Below are 15,243 nucleotides of genomic sequence, written 5' to 3' on the forward strand. Positions count from 1 at the left end.
AAACACAATGGGTTTAAATTATTTATAGATGTTCTATGTAACTAAGCTAACATTGTTACAGGATTTTCAATGTATTGTTTTAAAGTTTGTAAAAATGCAGCACCAGTAGCTCCGTCAACCGTTCTGTGATCACAAGCTAAGGTAACTTTCATAGTATTTCCAACAACAATTTCTCCATTTTTTACTACTGGTTTTTGAATGATAGCACCAACGGATAATATAGCTGAGTTTGGTTGATTGATGATTGAAGTAAATTCTGAAATTCCAAACATTCCAAGGTTAGAAACTGTAAAAGTACTACCTTCCATTTCTGCAGGAGTTAATTTTTTAGTTTTAGCTTTAACTGCTTTATCTTTTACTTCTGTGCCTATTTGAGTTAAACTTTTTTGATCTGTAAATGGAATCACAGGAACAAGAAGTCCATCTTCAACTGCAACAGCAACACCAATATTTACATGGTGGTTTATTCTAGTTCTATCATCAAACCATTGTGAATTTACTTGAGGGTGTTTTTTAAGCGCCATCGCACTTGCTTTTACAACCATATCATTGAAAGACACTTTGGTATCAGGAATTTCATTAATAACTTTTCTTGACGCTATTGCGTTATCCATATTTATTTCCAACATTAAGTAATAATGTGGTGCAGTAAATTTAGATTCGGCTAATCTGCGTGCAATAGTTTTACGCATTTGAGAATTGTTAGTTTCTTCAAAGCTTTCTTCTCCTAAATTGATAGGGGAAGTTACTGTAGTTGTAGCTGTAGCTGTAACAGGAACAAAGTTCTCAATATCGCGTTTTATAACTCTACCGTTTTCACCAGAGCCAGCTACTGTTGCTAAATTGATACCTTTTTCTTCAGCAATTTTTTTAGCTAAAGGGGAGGCTACAATTCTACCTGAAGTATTTACAACGGGTGCTGCTACTTGCTCAACAACAGCAGTTTTAGGTGTATTCACTTCTTTTTTAGGCTCTTCAACTGGTGCTTTGGTTTCTTTTTTAGTAGAAGTTTTTTCTTTTACAGGAGTTTCTAAATTAAAGTTTTTTACAATATCATCTATATTTTCGCCTTCTTCACCTATAATTGCTAATAAAGAATCTACAGGAGCACTTTCACCGTCTTCTAAACCAACATATAAAAGAGTTCCTTCGTTAAAAGATTCGAATTCCATAGTTGCTTTGTCAGTTTCAATTTCGGCTAAAATATCGCCTTCTGAAACTTTATCACCTACTTTTTTTAACCACTGAGCAACAACCCCTTCGGTCATTGTATCACTCAAACGCGGCATTGTAATTATTTCTGCCATTTATCTATGTTTTAAAAATGGATAATCTTCTTGTTCGTAAACTACATCATATAAAAGTTGCTTATCTGGGAATGGAGATTCTTCAGCAAACTTTTGACATTCTTCAACTTTATCTTTAACTTCTTGATCCCAGGCTTTTATTTGTTTATCAGTAGCGTATTTTTTCTCTTTAATGATATTTAATACCTGAGTAATTGGATCAATTTTTTTATATTCCTCAACTTCAGCTTTTGTTCTATATTTTTGAGCATCACTCATTGAATGACCTCTATAACGATAAGTTTTGATATCTAATAAAGTTGGTCCATCTCCACGTCTAGCGCGTTCTATAGCTTCTTCCATAGCTTCTGCAACTTTAACAGGATTCATTCCATCAACTGGGCCGCAAGGCATTTCATAACCTAAACCTAGCTTCCAAATATCTTCATGATTTGCTGTACGTTCAACTGAAGTTCCCATGGCGTAACCATTATTTTCACAAATAAAAACTACAGGAAGTTTCCAGTTTATAGCCATGTTAAATGTTTCGTGTAAAGATCCTTGACGGGCTGCACCATCACCAAAATACGTTAGTGTTACACCATCTCTGTTGAAGTATTTGTCTGCAAATGCTAAACCTGCTCCTAAAGGAATTTGTCCACCTACAATTCCATGTCCGCCATAAAAATTGTGTTCAGGCGAAAAAATATGCATTGAACCACCTAACCCATGCGAAGTACCAGTTTCTTTACCTAATAACTCGGCCATCACTCTTTTTGGATCAACACCTAACCCAATAGGTTGAACGTGATTACGATAAGCTGTAATCATTTTATCATTTTTTTTCATAGCGTGCAAAGCACCTGCTAATACAGCTTCTTGACCGTTATATAAATGTAAAAATCCTCTTACTTTTTGTTGAATATAAAGAGCCGCAAGTTTGTCTTCAAACTTTCTCCAAAACAACATGTCTTTATACCAATTGATATAGGTCTGTTTCGTTATTTTTTTCATTTATTTAAATAATATATGTTTTTAGTCGAATTGCAAAAATACTATAATTGTGTAATGTAGCCAAGTATAAGCTCTTTTTTTACGATAATGTTTTCGAAATTATGAATAGTATTTATAAAAAAAGTCTTGAAATAAATTCAAGACTTTTTTGTAATCGATGTTCCAAATTAATCTTCGATGTAATCTTCAATAGGATTACAAGAGCAAATTAAATTTCTATCTCCATAAGCATCATCAACTCTTCTTACTGAAGGCCAGAACTTATTTTCTTTAAGATAAGGTAATGGAAAGGCAGCTTGTTGACGTGTGTAAGGATAATTCCATTCATCAGCAGTTAGCATTTCTTGTGTATGAGGAGAATTTTTAAGTGCTGAATTAGTATCACCACTTTCCATAGCATCAATTTCTCCTTTGATGTTAATTAATGCATCACAAAAACGATCCAATTCTGCCTTGTTTTCACTTTCTGTAGGTTCTATCATTAATGTTCCTGCAACTGGGAATGATACTGTTGGAGCGTGGTAACCGTAATCCATTAATCTTTTTGCAATATCGGTAACTTCAATTCCTTTTTCTTTAAAAGCTCTAAAATCAACAATCATTTCATGAGCTGCAAAACCATTTTCACCTGTATAAAGTATACTATAATGTTGTTCTAAACGAGCTTTTAAATAATTGGCATTTAAAATAGCGTTTATAGTAGCTTCTTTTAAACCTTTAGTACCTAACATTTTTATATAACTATATGATATTAATAATACTAAAGCTGATCCCCAAGGAGCCGATGAAACTCCTGTAATTGGTGTTGTTCCACCTGTAGGAATTATCGGATTTGATGGTAAAAATGGAGCTAAATGTTTTGCCACACAAATTGGACCTACGCCTGGACCACCACCTCCATGTGGAATTGCAAATGTTTTATGTAAGTTTAGGTGGCAAACATCTGCACCAATGGTTGCAGGGTTGGTTAAACCTACTTGGGCATTCATATTTGCACCATCCATGTACACTTGACCTCCACGTTGGTGAATGATTTCGGTTATTTCTTTAATGGTACTTTCAAAAACACCATGGGTTGATGGGTAAGTAACCATTAATGCGGCTAAATTTTCTTTATGTAATTCGGCTTTTTCTCTTAAATCATCTACATCAATGTTTCCTTCAGCGGTTGATTTAGTTACCACAACTTTCATTCCAGCCATAACTGCCGATGCAGGATTTGTTCCATGAGCAGATGCAGGAATAATACATATATTTCTATGATGATCACCTCTTGATTCATGGTACGCTTTAATTACCAATAAACCAGCGTATTCACCTGAAGCTCCTGAATTTGGTTGTAATGAAGTTGCATAAAAGCCAGTAATTTCATTCAAAGCAGTTTCCAATCCTTTTATAACTTCTTGATAACCTTGTGCTTGTTCTATAGGTACAAAAGGATGCATTACTCCCCAGTTAGGCCAGCTTAAAGGTAACATTTCAGTTGCAGCGTTTAATTTCATTGTACAAGAGCCCAAAGAAATCATAGAATGATTTAATGATAAATCTTTACGTTCTAATTTTTTGATATAACGCATTAACTCGGTTTCTGAATGGTAGTTTTCAAAAACTTCATTAGTCATAAATTTTGAAGTTCTTGTTAAATTGGCTGGCAGCAAGTTTTCTTCGATTTCATTAAATGACACAGCTTCTTTACCTTCAGCTTCGGCTAAAATTTCTAATATTTGATTTACATCTTCCAAAGAAGTAGTCTCATTTATTGAAATATTTACAAGTTTATCTGATGGATAAAAGAAATTGATACATTTATTTTCTGCAATTTCTTTCACTTTTGAAGCGTTTGATACTTCGGCTAATAATGTATCAAAAAAGACCTTGTTTTGTTGTTTTATATTTAACTTTTCAAGCCCTTTGTTAAGAGTTGCAGTTAAATTTTGAATTTTAGTAGCAATATAAGTTAATCCGTTAGCTCCATGATACACACCATACATTCCAGCCATTACCGCTAGCAATACTTGTGCAGTACAAATATTTGAGGTTGCCTTTTCTCTTTTAATATGTTGTTCACGAGTTTGAAGTGCCATACGTAAGGCTCTGTTTCCGTCCTTATCTTGTGTAACACCAATAATTCTACCAGGAATATTTCTTTTATAGGCTTCTTTTGTCGCAAAATAACCAGCGTGTGGTCCTCCATATCCCATTGGAATACCAAAGCGTTGAGTAGTTCCAACAACAATATCTGCTCCCCATTCTCCAGGAGGTGTTAATAAAGTTAAACTAAGTAAGTCTGCAGCAACAACAATTTTAGCTTCAACAGATGTTGCTTTTTCAACAAATGGTGTATAATCAATAACTTGTCCAGTTTTTGCTGGGTATTGTATAATTGTACCATAAAAATCTTCAGTGAATTCAAAAGACTCATGATTTCCAATAACTAATTCAATTCCTAAAGGAATGGCTCTTGTTTTTAAAACATCAATGGTTTGAGGTAAAACTTCTTCCGAGACAAAGAATTTTATTGCATTGTTCTTTTTTTGGTCTCTTGAACGTGTATTTAACAGCATAGTCATAGCTTCAGCAGCAGCAGTTCCTTCATCTAATAAAGAAGCATTTGCTAACTCCATACCTGTTAATTCACTCACCATTGTTTGGTAATTTAACAAAGCTTCTAATCGACCTTGCGCTATTTCAGCTTGGTAAGGTGTGTAAGCTGTGTACCATCCTGGGTTTTCTAAAATATTACGTTGGATAACCCCAGGTAAAATAGTTGGATGATATCCTAAACCTATATAGTTTTTAAATAGCTTATTTTTATTGGCAAGTTCTTGAATATGTGTCATATACTCATATTCACTCATTGCTTTTGGTAAATTTAACTCGTTGGTAAGTCTAATATCGTTAGGAACAGTTTTATTTATTAATTCATCTACTGAAGAAACTCCAATAGTTTTTATCATATCGCTAACCTCATTTTCACGAGGACCTATGTGTCTTAAAACAAAAGAATCAGTTTTCATTTACGTATTGGTATATAAAATATTAATGTGTTCAAAAATACTGAAAATTCCAAGATCAAAGGGTTAATAATAGTACTTATTTATGATATTTTGTTAACCAAGAAACTTAGTATATTAACAATTACTTACTTTTGTTTCATGAATTCTTTAAAAAGAATAATAGATTTTTATATTTTTAGTAATATCCATGTAGCTTTAGCTGGGTTTTGTATTACAAAAATAACACTTGTTAAATTTGGTGTTTTAGGAAATTTAACTTCGCTATTTGTAGGGTTGTCAATTGTGATTTCTTATAATTTTATTAGGCTTTACGAGATTAAAACGAATAGACTTAATTGGTTAAAAAAATGGTTTTTTGTGCATAAAAAATCATTATTAATACTTACTTTTTTTTCAATAATAGGACTTATATATTTGATGTTTTTTACAGGGTTCAATCAAAACTCAATTTATATACTTTTTCCTTTTGTGTTCATGACTTTTTTTTATGTAATTCCATTATTAAAAGTTGGTAAAATTGAGTTTTCATTTAGAAATTTCCCATTTATAAAAATTTTTAGCATTGCCATAGCTTGGGCAGGAATTACTGTTTTTTTTCCTTTACTTGAGGCTAAGTACGCTCTTACAACAGATGCTTATATAGAATTTTTTGAGAGGATTTTTTTTATCATTGCTATTACTATTCCTTTCGATATTAGAGATGTAAATACCGATCCAAAATCTTTAAAAACTTTACCTCAGGTTTTTGGAATAAAGATGACTAAATTAATTGGTTTAGGATTACTTTTTTTGTTTGTTGTATTTGAAGTTTTTAAAAAGGAAATTTCTTTTATCGAAGTAGTAATCTCATTACTAATTTCAATAATTACTGCTGTTTTTTTATTGTTTTCAAATGACCAAAAGTCACGGTATTATACTAGCTTTTGGGTGGAAGCCATTCCAATAATTTGGTTTATATTAGTTGTTTTATTTTTATAAATGATAATTTTAAGAATTATATGAGTACAAATTTTAATAAATATTTTGAAGTAAATAAAGAAACTTGGAATAACAAGGTTGCTATCCATTCTAAATCTGAATTTTACAATGTTGAAGAATTCAAGAAAGGTAAAACGTCTTTAAATAGTTATGAAATTGAGGAGCTAGGAGATGTTGAAAGGAAAACACTTTTGCATTTGCAATGTCATTTTGGACAAGATACTTTAAGTTGGAGTAGGATGGGAGCAACATGTACAGGAATAGATATTTCTGACAAAGGCATTAAAGAAGCTAAAAAATTAAATAGTGAGTTGGGTTTAAATGCAACGTTTATTGAAAGCAATTTATACGATGTACCCCAAAAAGTAAAGGGTGTATTTGATATTGTATTTACATCTTATGGAGTTATAGGCTGGTTACCAGATTTAAATACTTGGGGGAAAATTATAGCAGAGAAATTAAAAAAAGGAGGAGTGTTTTATATGATTGAGTTTCATCCCATTGTTTGGATGTTTGACTTTTTGCAAACCCCACCTAAATTAGCATATCCGTATTTAAATAAAGAAGTAATTTATGAAGAGTATAAGGGTACTTATACCAATAGTGATGCATCCATAATTAGTAAAGAATATGGTTGGAATCATGGATTAGGAGAAGTAGTATCTGCTTTAACTAATGCAGGATTACAAATTGAATTTTTACACGAGTTTGAAAAGTCGCCTTATAATAGTTTTCCAGATATGGAAATGACCGATGACGGTTTGTTTATTTTAAAAGAAAATCAACGAATGTTTCCCTTGTTATATTCTATACGTGCAACCAAAAAATAAAAAAAGGCTTCTATTTTTGGAAGCCTTTTTTATTTATAATTTCAAGCTTTTTTAGCTTAATAATTTATCAATTTTTTCTTTTTCTTCTTCAGCCAAAGCACCATCAACTAGAATTCTACCACTATGCTCATCAGTAATAATTTTTTTACGGCTGGCAATTTCAACTTGTCTTTGCGGTGGAATTGTAAAGAAAGACCCTCCAGATGCACCTCTTTCAATGGAAACAACAGCCAATCCATTTTTAACGGTAGCTCTAATTCTTTTATATGCTTTTAATAAATGGTCATCAATTAATTCACTGTACTCATCAGATTTTTGTAATAAAAGTTCTTCTTCTTTTACAGTGTCTTTCATAATATCATCTAATTCAGCTGATTTATGTTTTAACAAATCCTTTTGTTTAGCAATATTTTCTTTGGTTGCTGCTATAACTTCGTTTTTTTGTTCAATTTTTGCCTTGTATTCTTTAATTCTTTTTTCAGCCAATTCAATTTCTAGCTCTTGATATTCACTTTCTTTACTTAATGAGTTGAATTCTCTATTATTACGAACTTTCTTTTGTTGTTCAGCGTATTTTTTTAATAAAGCTTTAGCTTCTTCAATGACTATCTTTTTATCAGAAATTTCACCTTTAAGGTTTGTTACATCTTCATCTAAATTAGAAAGTCTTTTGTTTAAACCTATGATCTCATCTTCTAAGTCTTCAATTTCTAAAGGTAGTTCACCTCTTACATTTTTAATTTCATCTACTCTAGAGTCTATTAATTGTAAGTCGTAAAGGGCTCTTAATTTTTCTTCAACAGTAACTTCTTTATTTTTAGCCATATTATAAGTAATAAATTGGATTTGTGTTTTTTTGCGATAAAATGATTGCAAAATTAGGAAATTTTTTTGTAAGTATATCAACTAAAAGATTTTTTGTGAATTGTTCACTTTCAAAATGACCAATATCTGCAATAACTAATTTGTTTTCAGCTTTGTAAAATTCATGATATTTAATGTCGGAAGTTATATAAATATCAGCTCCAGAGTTGATTGCGTTATGAATTGCAAAACTTCCAGAGCCTCCTAAAACAGCTACTTTTTTTATGGGTTTATTTAAAAGTTTAGAATGTCTAATCCCTTTAGCATTCATAGTTTCTTTTAAAAAATTTAAAAATTGAAGTTCTTCTTGTTCAGTAATTAATTCACCAATCATTCCCATACCAATCTCTTGATTTGTGTTGTCTAAAGAAGTAATTTCATAAGCAACTTCTTCGTAAGGATGTGATTTAAAAAGAGCAGCTAAAATAGAGCGTTCTTTATGTTTTTCAAAAATTACACTAATTAAAGTTTCGTTTTCAATATGAAGTTTCCCTTTTTCACCTAATGTAGGATTTGAATTTTCATTTCCTTTATAGGTTCCATAGCCTTCTATGTTAAAACTACAATTATTGTAATTTCCAATACTACCAGCGCCTACTTTAAATAAGGCTTGTCTAACCATTTCAGCATTGTTGTTTGGAGCGTAAGTCGTTAATTTTTTTATCGTATTTTTTTGAGGAATTAATATGTTGGTGTTTTTCAACCCCAATACTTCAGCTATTTTTGCATTAACGCCAATTATAGAGTTATCTAGAGCGGTATGCATTGCATAAATAGCAATGTCGTTTTTAATGGCTTTTAAAACCACACGTTCAACATAATTTTTTCCATTTAGCTTTTTTATTCCTGAGAAAATGATTGGGTGAAAACTTACAATTAAATTGCAATTTTTTTCAATGGCTTCCTCTACAACATTTTCAAGAGTATCTAATGTTACTAAAACACCAGTAACATTAGTATTATAATCACCAACCAATAAACCTACATTGTCAAAATCTTCAGCATAATTTAAAGGAGCAATTTCTTCAATACAAGAGGTAATGTCTTTAATTTTCATAATTTAAAAATAGCTTATGTAAGCAAAGATAAATTTTACCTTAGAAAGTTACCATAATTATGTATAAAATTTGCTATTTGTTTGTATTTTCGCTTTTAGTGAATTTATTAAGAAAAATAGCATATCCATTTTCTATATTGTATGGAATTATTACAAGTATTCGTAATTTTTTATATGATGTTGAAATTTTAAAGGCAACTAAATTTAAAACCCCAACCATAGTTGTTGGTAATTTAAGTGTTGGTGGTACAGGTAAAACTCCACAAATTGAATATTTAATTAGGCTGTTACAGAACGATTACAAAATAGCGATATTAAGTAGAGGTTATAAACGAAAAAGTAAAGGTTTTATAATTGCCGACAAAACATCTTCAGCAGAAAGTATTGGTGATGAACCATTTCAATATTATAAAAAATTTAAAGATATAATTGTTTGTGTAGATTCTAACAGAGCAAATGCAATACAACAACTAGAAGCCTTAAAAGATGCTCCTGAAGTTATTTTATTAGATGATGCTTTTCAACATAGAAACGTAAAAGCAGGTTTTACAATTCTATTAACATCCTATAATAATATATATGTAGATGATATAATGCTTCCTACAGGTAATTTGAGAGAATATCCTTCTGGAGCTAAAAGAGCGAATTTAATTATAGTTACTAAATGTCCATCAAACCTAAATGAGGTTGAACAAAATAAGATTATTGCAAAACTGAAACCATTAAGTCATCAATCGGTATTTTTTACTACAATTAGTTATGATAATGAATTAAAGGGAGACTCAAAAATTGATTTAGAAGATTTAAAAAATAAAAAAAATATTTTAGTAACAGGGATAGCAAATCCTCAACCTTTAATAGATTTTTTAAATGATAAAGGATTGATATTTAAACATTTAAAATATTCAGATCATCATAACTTTACTTTAAAGGAAATTAAAGAAATAAAAAATGCATATCAAGCAATTTCAACAAATAAAGGCACGCTTTTAACAACTGAAAAAGATTATGTTCGTATCTTTACCAAGATTAAGAAATTGCATTACATCTCAATAAAAACATCATTTATAAATCATGAAAATGATTTTAAAACTAGTATAACATCTTATGTGGAACAAAGTACAAGAAACCGTTAAATTTTTAAAAGAAAGAGGAGTCTCAGCACCTGATTATGGTATCATTTTAGGAACTGGATTGGGCAATTTAGTTGACAAGATTGATGCAGAAATTACGCTACCCTATGAAGATATTCCTAATTTTCCAGTTTCAACTGTTGCAGGTCATTCAGGAGAACTAATATATGGAAGCATAGGTGTAAAAAAAGTTATAGCCATGCGTGGAAGATTTCACTTTTATGAAGGCTGGACGATGGAACAAACAGTGTTTCCTGTTAGAGTTATGAAATTTTTAGGGGTTGAAAATTTAATTGTTTCAAATGCTTCTGGAGGTGTTAACCCAGCTTTTAAAGTTGGTGATATTATGTTAATAACAGATCATATTAATTTGATGCCATTTCATCCATTACATGGTAAAAATGATGAGCGTTTTGGCCCTCGTTTTGTTGATATGCATGAGGCGTATAGCAAAAAAATGATTGCTAAAATGGAAAGGATTGCACAGGCTATGAATGTACAAGTTCATAAAGGAATTTATTTAGCCTTACAAGGTCCAACTTTTGAAACCCCTGCAGAATATAAGATGGTAAAAATTTTAGGAGCAGATGCTGTTGGAATGTCTACCGTTCCTGAAGTAATTGTTGCAAAACATATGAATATGACTGTTTTTGGAATCTCTGTAATTACCGATTTAGGTGTTGAAGGGATTGTTGAAGCAGTTTCTCATGAAGAGGTGCAAAAAGTGGCAAAAAAATCAGAAAAAATTGTGGGTAAATTAGTAGAGGTTTTTGTTAAAAGTTAAAAATTTTATAACTTATTAAAATATAGGCTCTTAACAATACCATCAGCTAAACCAATTTTAGGAACAAATATTTTTTTAGCGCCACTCCATTTCATTGCAAATAAGTATATTTTAGTAGCAGGAATAATTACATCGGCTCTATCCGGATTTAATCCTAATTCTGAAATACGTTCATCATACGTCATTTGTTTTAAGAAATGATATTGAGCTTTTAAATAAATATATGATAAAGGTTTTCCAAGTAACGTTCCGGAAAGTTTAAATATTTTATTGATATTTCCTCCAGAACCGATTAATGAAACTTTGGTTAAGTTTTGTGTATTTGCCTTAATCCATACTTCCATATTTTCCCAAATATCTTTGTTAGACTTGTTTTTATTTAATAAACGAACTGTTCCTAGCTTAAATGATTTTGAATTGATAATTTTTCCTTTTGAAAAAACCGTAATTTCAGTACTACCCCCACCAACATCAACATAAACATACGACTTATCACTTTTTATGATATTGGTTAAATCTGTTGAAAAAATAATGGCAGCCTCTTTTTTACCATCAATAATATCAATTTTAATTCCTGTATTATCTAAAATTTCAGTTACAACTTGAGTGCCATTTTTTGCTTCTCGCATTGCAGAAGTAGCACAAGCTTTATATTTTTGAATTCCATGAACTTCCATTAATAATTTAAAAGCCTCCATAGCTTTTAACATTCGATTTTTATTTTCTTCTGAAATAATGCCTTTAATAAAAGTATCGGCACCTAGACGTATTGGTACACGAACCAACGCTGATTTTTTAAAAATTGGAGTTTCATTTTTTTCAGTAATTACATTGGCAACTAATAAGCGTATTGCATTTGAACCTATATCTATACCTGCAAGTTTTTCAATTTTCATTTGCAATTATTTTATTTATAATGTTTTGGGAATTCTGTTAAAAAAGTAGTTCCGTTTTTAATGTTTTTCCAATGATTTGTTGTGAATTTAATTCCAATAACCCCACAGGTTGGTACGTGATCAAGAAATATACTTCCAAATTTATTTACAAAATCGCTAATACCGTGATCGTGACTAAAAATAATGGCAGAATCGAACCCGTCATCTAAAGCTTTTACAGTTTTAATTAAGTAACCATCGCTAAAATTGTAAAGTGATTTACTTATTTTAAGATTTGTTAAAGGGTAGTTGAAAGTATAGCTAAAAATCATTGCAGTATGCAAGGCTCTGTTAGCACAACTTGAAATGAAAACATCGGGAGTGGCAACTTTTTTTGTCAATACATTTGAGACTAAGTAAGCATCATTAATTCCTCTTTTTTTTAAAGGACGGTCAATATCTTTAATTCCTTCATAATTCCAAGATGATTTTGCGTGACGTACTATGTAAAGTGTTTTCATTTGGTGTTGGTTGAGGTTCAAATATATAAAAAATCAAGGAGCTAATCTGTCAATTTTCCAATCAAAATCTTCTTGAAGTTTGTATCTAATCCTGTCGTGCATTCTATTGGGTCTTCCTTGCCAAAACTCAATACTTATAGGTTTTACAATGTAACCGCCCCAATGTTTAGGTCTTGGAATTTCTTTATTCTGAAATTTTTTTTCAAACGAAGCCAAACGCTCATCTAAATAGTTACGTGATGGTACGGGTTCACTTTGGTCAGAAGCCCAAGCACCTAATTTACTTCCATCTGGTCTAGATTCAAAATAACCATCGGATAAGTTTTTCGATATTTTTTCAGCTTTTCCTTTGATGATCACTTGTCGTTCAATATTGTGCCAAAAAAAAGAGAGGCAAACATTTGGGTTTTTATCAATAGCTTTTCCTTTTTCACTGTTATAGTTGGTGTAAAAAATGAAGCCTTCCCACGTATATTTTTTTAAAAGCACCACTCTGTTTTTGGGGTAACCATCACTACCAATGGTTGAAATTGTCATAGCATTTGCTTCAGTATCTCCACCAAATTGTTCCACCTCATAAAACCATTTTTGAAATAATTCCATTGGATTGTCAGAAACTTCCTTTTTAGAAAGTTCACTTTTTTGATACACTCTACGGTAGTTGCTTAAATCCTTTTCCATGCCACAAAAATATAAAATCTTTTAGTACCTTAATTTCTTTTTTTTATTAAAAGTAACCCTAAAAATGTAAGCAATCCGTTTATAATTAAAAGTTCGTACCCAAAAACATAGCCGTTAAACCATAGTTTAGAATTGTCATTTATTAGGTAAGTTATTAAAACTGAAAGTATACCCACAATCCATACGTACTTATCTTTTATGGTAATTTTAGTGAAAATACCAAGGGCAAATAGTCCTAATAACGGACCATAAGTGTAAGATACTACTTGTAATAAGCTGCTAATCACATTATCTTTTAATATATATTTAAAAATTATAATGACTATAACTAATAATACCGAGATGCCAACATGTACTTTTTTTCTAAGTTTTTTTTGTTTGGATTTTTCTTTATTTTGAATGTCTAAGAAATCGATACAGTACGAAGTAGTTAAAGAGGTTAAAGCGCTATCAGCACTTGAATAAGCTGCAGCAATTAAACCTAAAATAAATATACTTCCAATGGCAATACCTAAATTATTATTTAAAGCAATTTCAGGAAATAATAAATCGGTTTTAACAACATCATCAATTTTAGGAATTTGAATTCCAAATTTTTCTGCATAAATAAATAACAATGCTCCTAAAACTAAAAAAATAAAATTGACCAATATTAATACAAATCCTAATGAAATTACATTCCATTGAGATTCTTTGGTGTTTTTACATGTTAAGTTTTTTTGCATCATATCTTGGTCTAAGCCTGTCATTGCAATAGCAATAAACATTCCTCCTAAAAATGATTTGATTAAATGTTTTTTATCGTTAAAATCATTAGTAAATAAAAATTGACTGTATTTATTAAATTCTTCAGAAGAAAAGAAATCTGAAACAGACCAATTTAACCTGTTCAAAAGAATGTAGATTGTAGCTATTACAGCGAAAATCATAAAAAATGTTTGTAAAGTATCTGTCCAAACTATAGTTTTAATTCCTCCTTTATAAGTGTAAACCCAAATTAATAAAATGGAAATAATTACGGTAAGTTCAAAAGGTATTTTTAAAGCATCAAAAACAAAATATTGCAATACAGAAGCCACTAAAAATAATCTAAACGAAGCTATTAAAACTCTAGAAATAAAAAAGAAGAAAGCTCCTGTTTTGTGAGTTATTGGCCCAAAACGCTGTTTTAAAAACTCATAAATTGAAGTAATGTTTAATTTGTAATAGAGTGGAATTAATACATAGGCAATAACTAAATATCCAAACAAATACCCAATTACAATTTGCATATAACTAAACTGAGAGCTTTGAACCCAGCCTGGAATTGAAATAAATGTGACTCCAGAGAGTGAAGCACCAATCATTCCAAAAGCAACAAGATACCAGTTTGATTTTTTATTGGCTCTAAAAAAAGTTTCGTTACTATCATTTTCACCTGTAAAATATGCAATTAGTAATAACACTAAAAAATAGACTGTTATTAATGATAAAATATAAATGGGTTGCATCTATTAATTTTGAATTTATAAAGAACAAAGAAACTAAAATTATTGAGAATTTCATTTCCTAATTGTACATTTGCTGCATGAATTTTTCATCTAAACTTTTAGAGAATGCAGTAAATGAAGTGTCTCAATTACCTGGAATTGGTAAAAGAACTGCGCTTCGTTTGGTATTGCACTTATTAAAACAACCCGCTTCGCAAACACATCAATTGTCGGCATCTTTAAATAATTTGGTAAATGATATAAAGCTATGTAAAAAATGTCATAATATTTCTGATGTTGAGATTTGTGAAATTTGTGCAAATCCATCAAGAAATTCTGAAATTATATGTGTGGTGGAAGATGTGCGAGATGTAATGGCTATTGAAAACACTTCTCAATTTAAAGGATTATACCATGTTTTAGGTGGTAAAATTTCACCAATAGAAGGTATTGGACCACAAAATTTAACCATTGATAGTTTAATTGAAAAGGTGAAAGAAGGTTTGGTTAAGGAAGTTATTTTTGCCTTAAGTTCTACGATTGAAGGGGATACTACTAATTTTTATATTTATAAACAATTAGAAAAGCTGGCGGTAAAAACATCGACTATTGCGAGAGGAATTGCAGTAGGTGATGAGCTTGAATATGCTGATGAAGTTACTTTAGGTAGAAGTATCGTCAATAGAATTCCGTTTGAAAATTCTTTGTAATTTCCAAACGGAATCGTTCAACTA

General features: G+C 30.6%; 14 protein-coding genes. 5 read left to right on the plus strand and 9 right to left on the minus strand.

Annotation, left to right across the window (positions count from 1 at the left end):
• Positions 1-41: 41 nt before the first annotated feature.
• The 3 genes from Q0714_RS07110 to gcvP form a co-directional block, all read right to left on the minus strand.
• A complete protein-coding gene (locus Q0714_RS07110) occupies positions 42-1,307 on the minus strand; it encodes a pyruvate dehydrogenase complex dihydrolipoamide acetyltransferase (protein ID WP_298263818.1) in 1,266 nt (421 codons plus the stop codon).
• Positions 1,308-2,300 carry a pyruvate dehydrogenase (acetyl-transferring) E1 component subunit alpha gene (pdhA, locus tag Q0714_RS07115; RefSeq protein WP_298263820.1) on the minus strand — a complete coding sequence of 331 codons (993 nt, stop codon included), beginning with the start codon at positions 2,298-2,300 and terminating at the stop codon, positions 1,308-1,310.
• A 167-nt stretch (positions 2,301-2,467) separates the two neighbouring features.
• The gene (gcvP, locus tag Q0714_RS07120) at positions 2,468-5,317 is read right to left on the minus strand and encodes an aminomethyl-transferring glycine dehydrogenase (RefSeq protein ID WP_298263821.1); all 2,850 of its coding nucleotides are present in this window, start codon (positions 5,315-5,317) and stop codon (positions 2,468-2,470) included.
• Positions 5,318-5,455: 138 nt separating this feature from the next.
• Between gcvP and Q0714_RS07125 the strand changes: the two genes are divergently transcribed.
• Together Q0714_RS07125 and Q0714_RS07130 are read left to right on the plus strand one after the other, a co-directional pair.
• Positions 5,456-6,295, plus strand: a complete 840-nt coding sequence (locus tag Q0714_RS07125; RefSeq protein WP_298263823.1) for a hypothetical protein — start codon at positions 5,456-5,458, stop codon at positions 6,293-6,295.
• Between the two features lie 20 nt (positions 6,296-6,315).
• Positions 6,316-7,125: a bifunctional 2-polyprenyl-6-hydroxyphenol methylase/3-demethylubiquinol 3-O-methyltransferase UbiG gene (locus Q0714_RS07130; protein ID WP_298263825.1), complete on the plus strand. Its 810-nt coding sequence runs from the start codon at positions 6,316-6,318 to the stop codon at positions 7,123-7,125.
• Between the two features lie 51 nt (positions 7,126-7,176).
• Here Q0714_RS07130 and Q0714_RS07135 read toward each other — a convergent pair whose 3' ends face one another.
• Positions 7,177-7,950: a C4-type zinc ribbon domain-containing protein gene (locus Q0714_RS07135; protein WP_298263826.1), complete on the minus strand. Its 774-nt coding sequence runs from the start codon at positions 7,948-7,950 to the stop codon at positions 7,177-7,179.
• Between the two features lies 1 nt (position 7,951).
• Entirely contained in the window at positions 7,952-9,046 is a 1,095-nt protein-coding gene (locus Q0714_RS07140; RefSeq protein WP_298263827.1) for a Nif3-like dinuclear metal center hexameric protein, read from the minus strand.
• A 59-nt stretch (positions 9,047-9,105) separates the two neighbouring features.
• Between Q0714_RS07140 and lpxK the strand changes: the two genes are divergently transcribed.
• Both lpxK and Q0714_RS07150 read left to right on the plus strand, forming a co-directional pair.
• Positions 9,106-10,182: a tetraacyldisaccharide 4'-kinase gene (gene lpxK, locus Q0714_RS07145; protein WP_367181331.1), complete on the plus strand. Its 1,077-nt coding sequence runs from the start codon at positions 9,106-9,108 to the stop codon at positions 10,180-10,182.
• Positions 10,154-10,963, plus strand: coding sequence for a purine-nucleoside phosphorylase (locus tag Q0714_RS07150; RefSeq protein ID WP_298263829.1), 810 nt, complete (start codon positions 10,154-10,156; stop codon positions 10,961-10,963). The genes lpxK and Q0714_RS07150 overlap by 29 nt, the downstream gene beginning before the upstream one ends.
• A gap of 5 nt (positions 10,964-10,968) precedes the next feature.
• Here the strand turns inward: Q0714_RS07150 and Q0714_RS07155 are convergent, their stop codons facing one another.
• Genes Q0714_RS07155 through Q0714_RS07170 form a run of 4 tightly spaced genes read right to left on the minus strand, consistent with a single transcriptional unit; the run spans position 10,969 to position 14,530 of the window.
• Positions 10,969-11,859, minus strand: a complete 891-nt coding sequence (locus Q0714_RS07155) for a Ppx/GppA phosphatase family protein (RefSeq protein ID WP_298263830.1) — start codon at positions 11,857-11,859, stop codon at positions 10,969-10,971.
• 11 nt (positions 11,860-11,870) lie between these two features.
• Positions 11,871-12,359, minus strand: coding sequence for a histidine phosphatase family protein (locus Q0714_RS07160; protein ID WP_298263832.1), 489 nt, complete (start codon positions 12,357-12,359; stop codon positions 11,871-11,873).
• Between the two features lie 33 nt (positions 12,360-12,392).
• Positions 12,393-13,040 (minus strand): pyridoxamine 5'-phosphate oxidase, encoded by a 648-nt coding sequence (gene pdxH / locus Q0714_RS07165; RefSeq protein ID WP_298263833.1) that lies wholly within the window; start codon positions 13,038-13,040, stop codon positions 12,393-12,395.
• Positions 13,041-13,069: 29 nt separating this feature from the next.
• Positions 13,070-14,530, minus strand: coding sequence for a sodium:solute symporter (locus Q0714_RS07170; RefSeq protein ID WP_298263835.1), 1,461 nt, complete (start codon positions 14,528-14,530; stop codon positions 13,070-13,072).
• Between the two features lie 77 nt (positions 14,531-14,607).
• Between Q0714_RS07170 and recR the strand changes: the two genes are divergently transcribed.
• Positions 14,608-15,219 carry a recombination mediator RecR gene (recR, locus tag Q0714_RS07175; RefSeq protein ID WP_298263837.1) on the plus strand — a complete coding sequence of 204 codons (612 nt, stop codon included), beginning with the start codon at positions 14,608-14,610 and terminating at the stop codon, positions 15,217-15,219.
• Positions 15,220-15,243 lie beyond the last annotated feature (24 nt).

Source organism: uncultured Lutibacter sp., assembly GCF_947493565.1.
In the GTDB taxonomy this organism is placed as follows: Bacteria; Bacteroidota; Bacteroidia; order Flavobacteriales; family Flavobacteriaceae; genus Lutibacter; species Lutibacter aestuarii.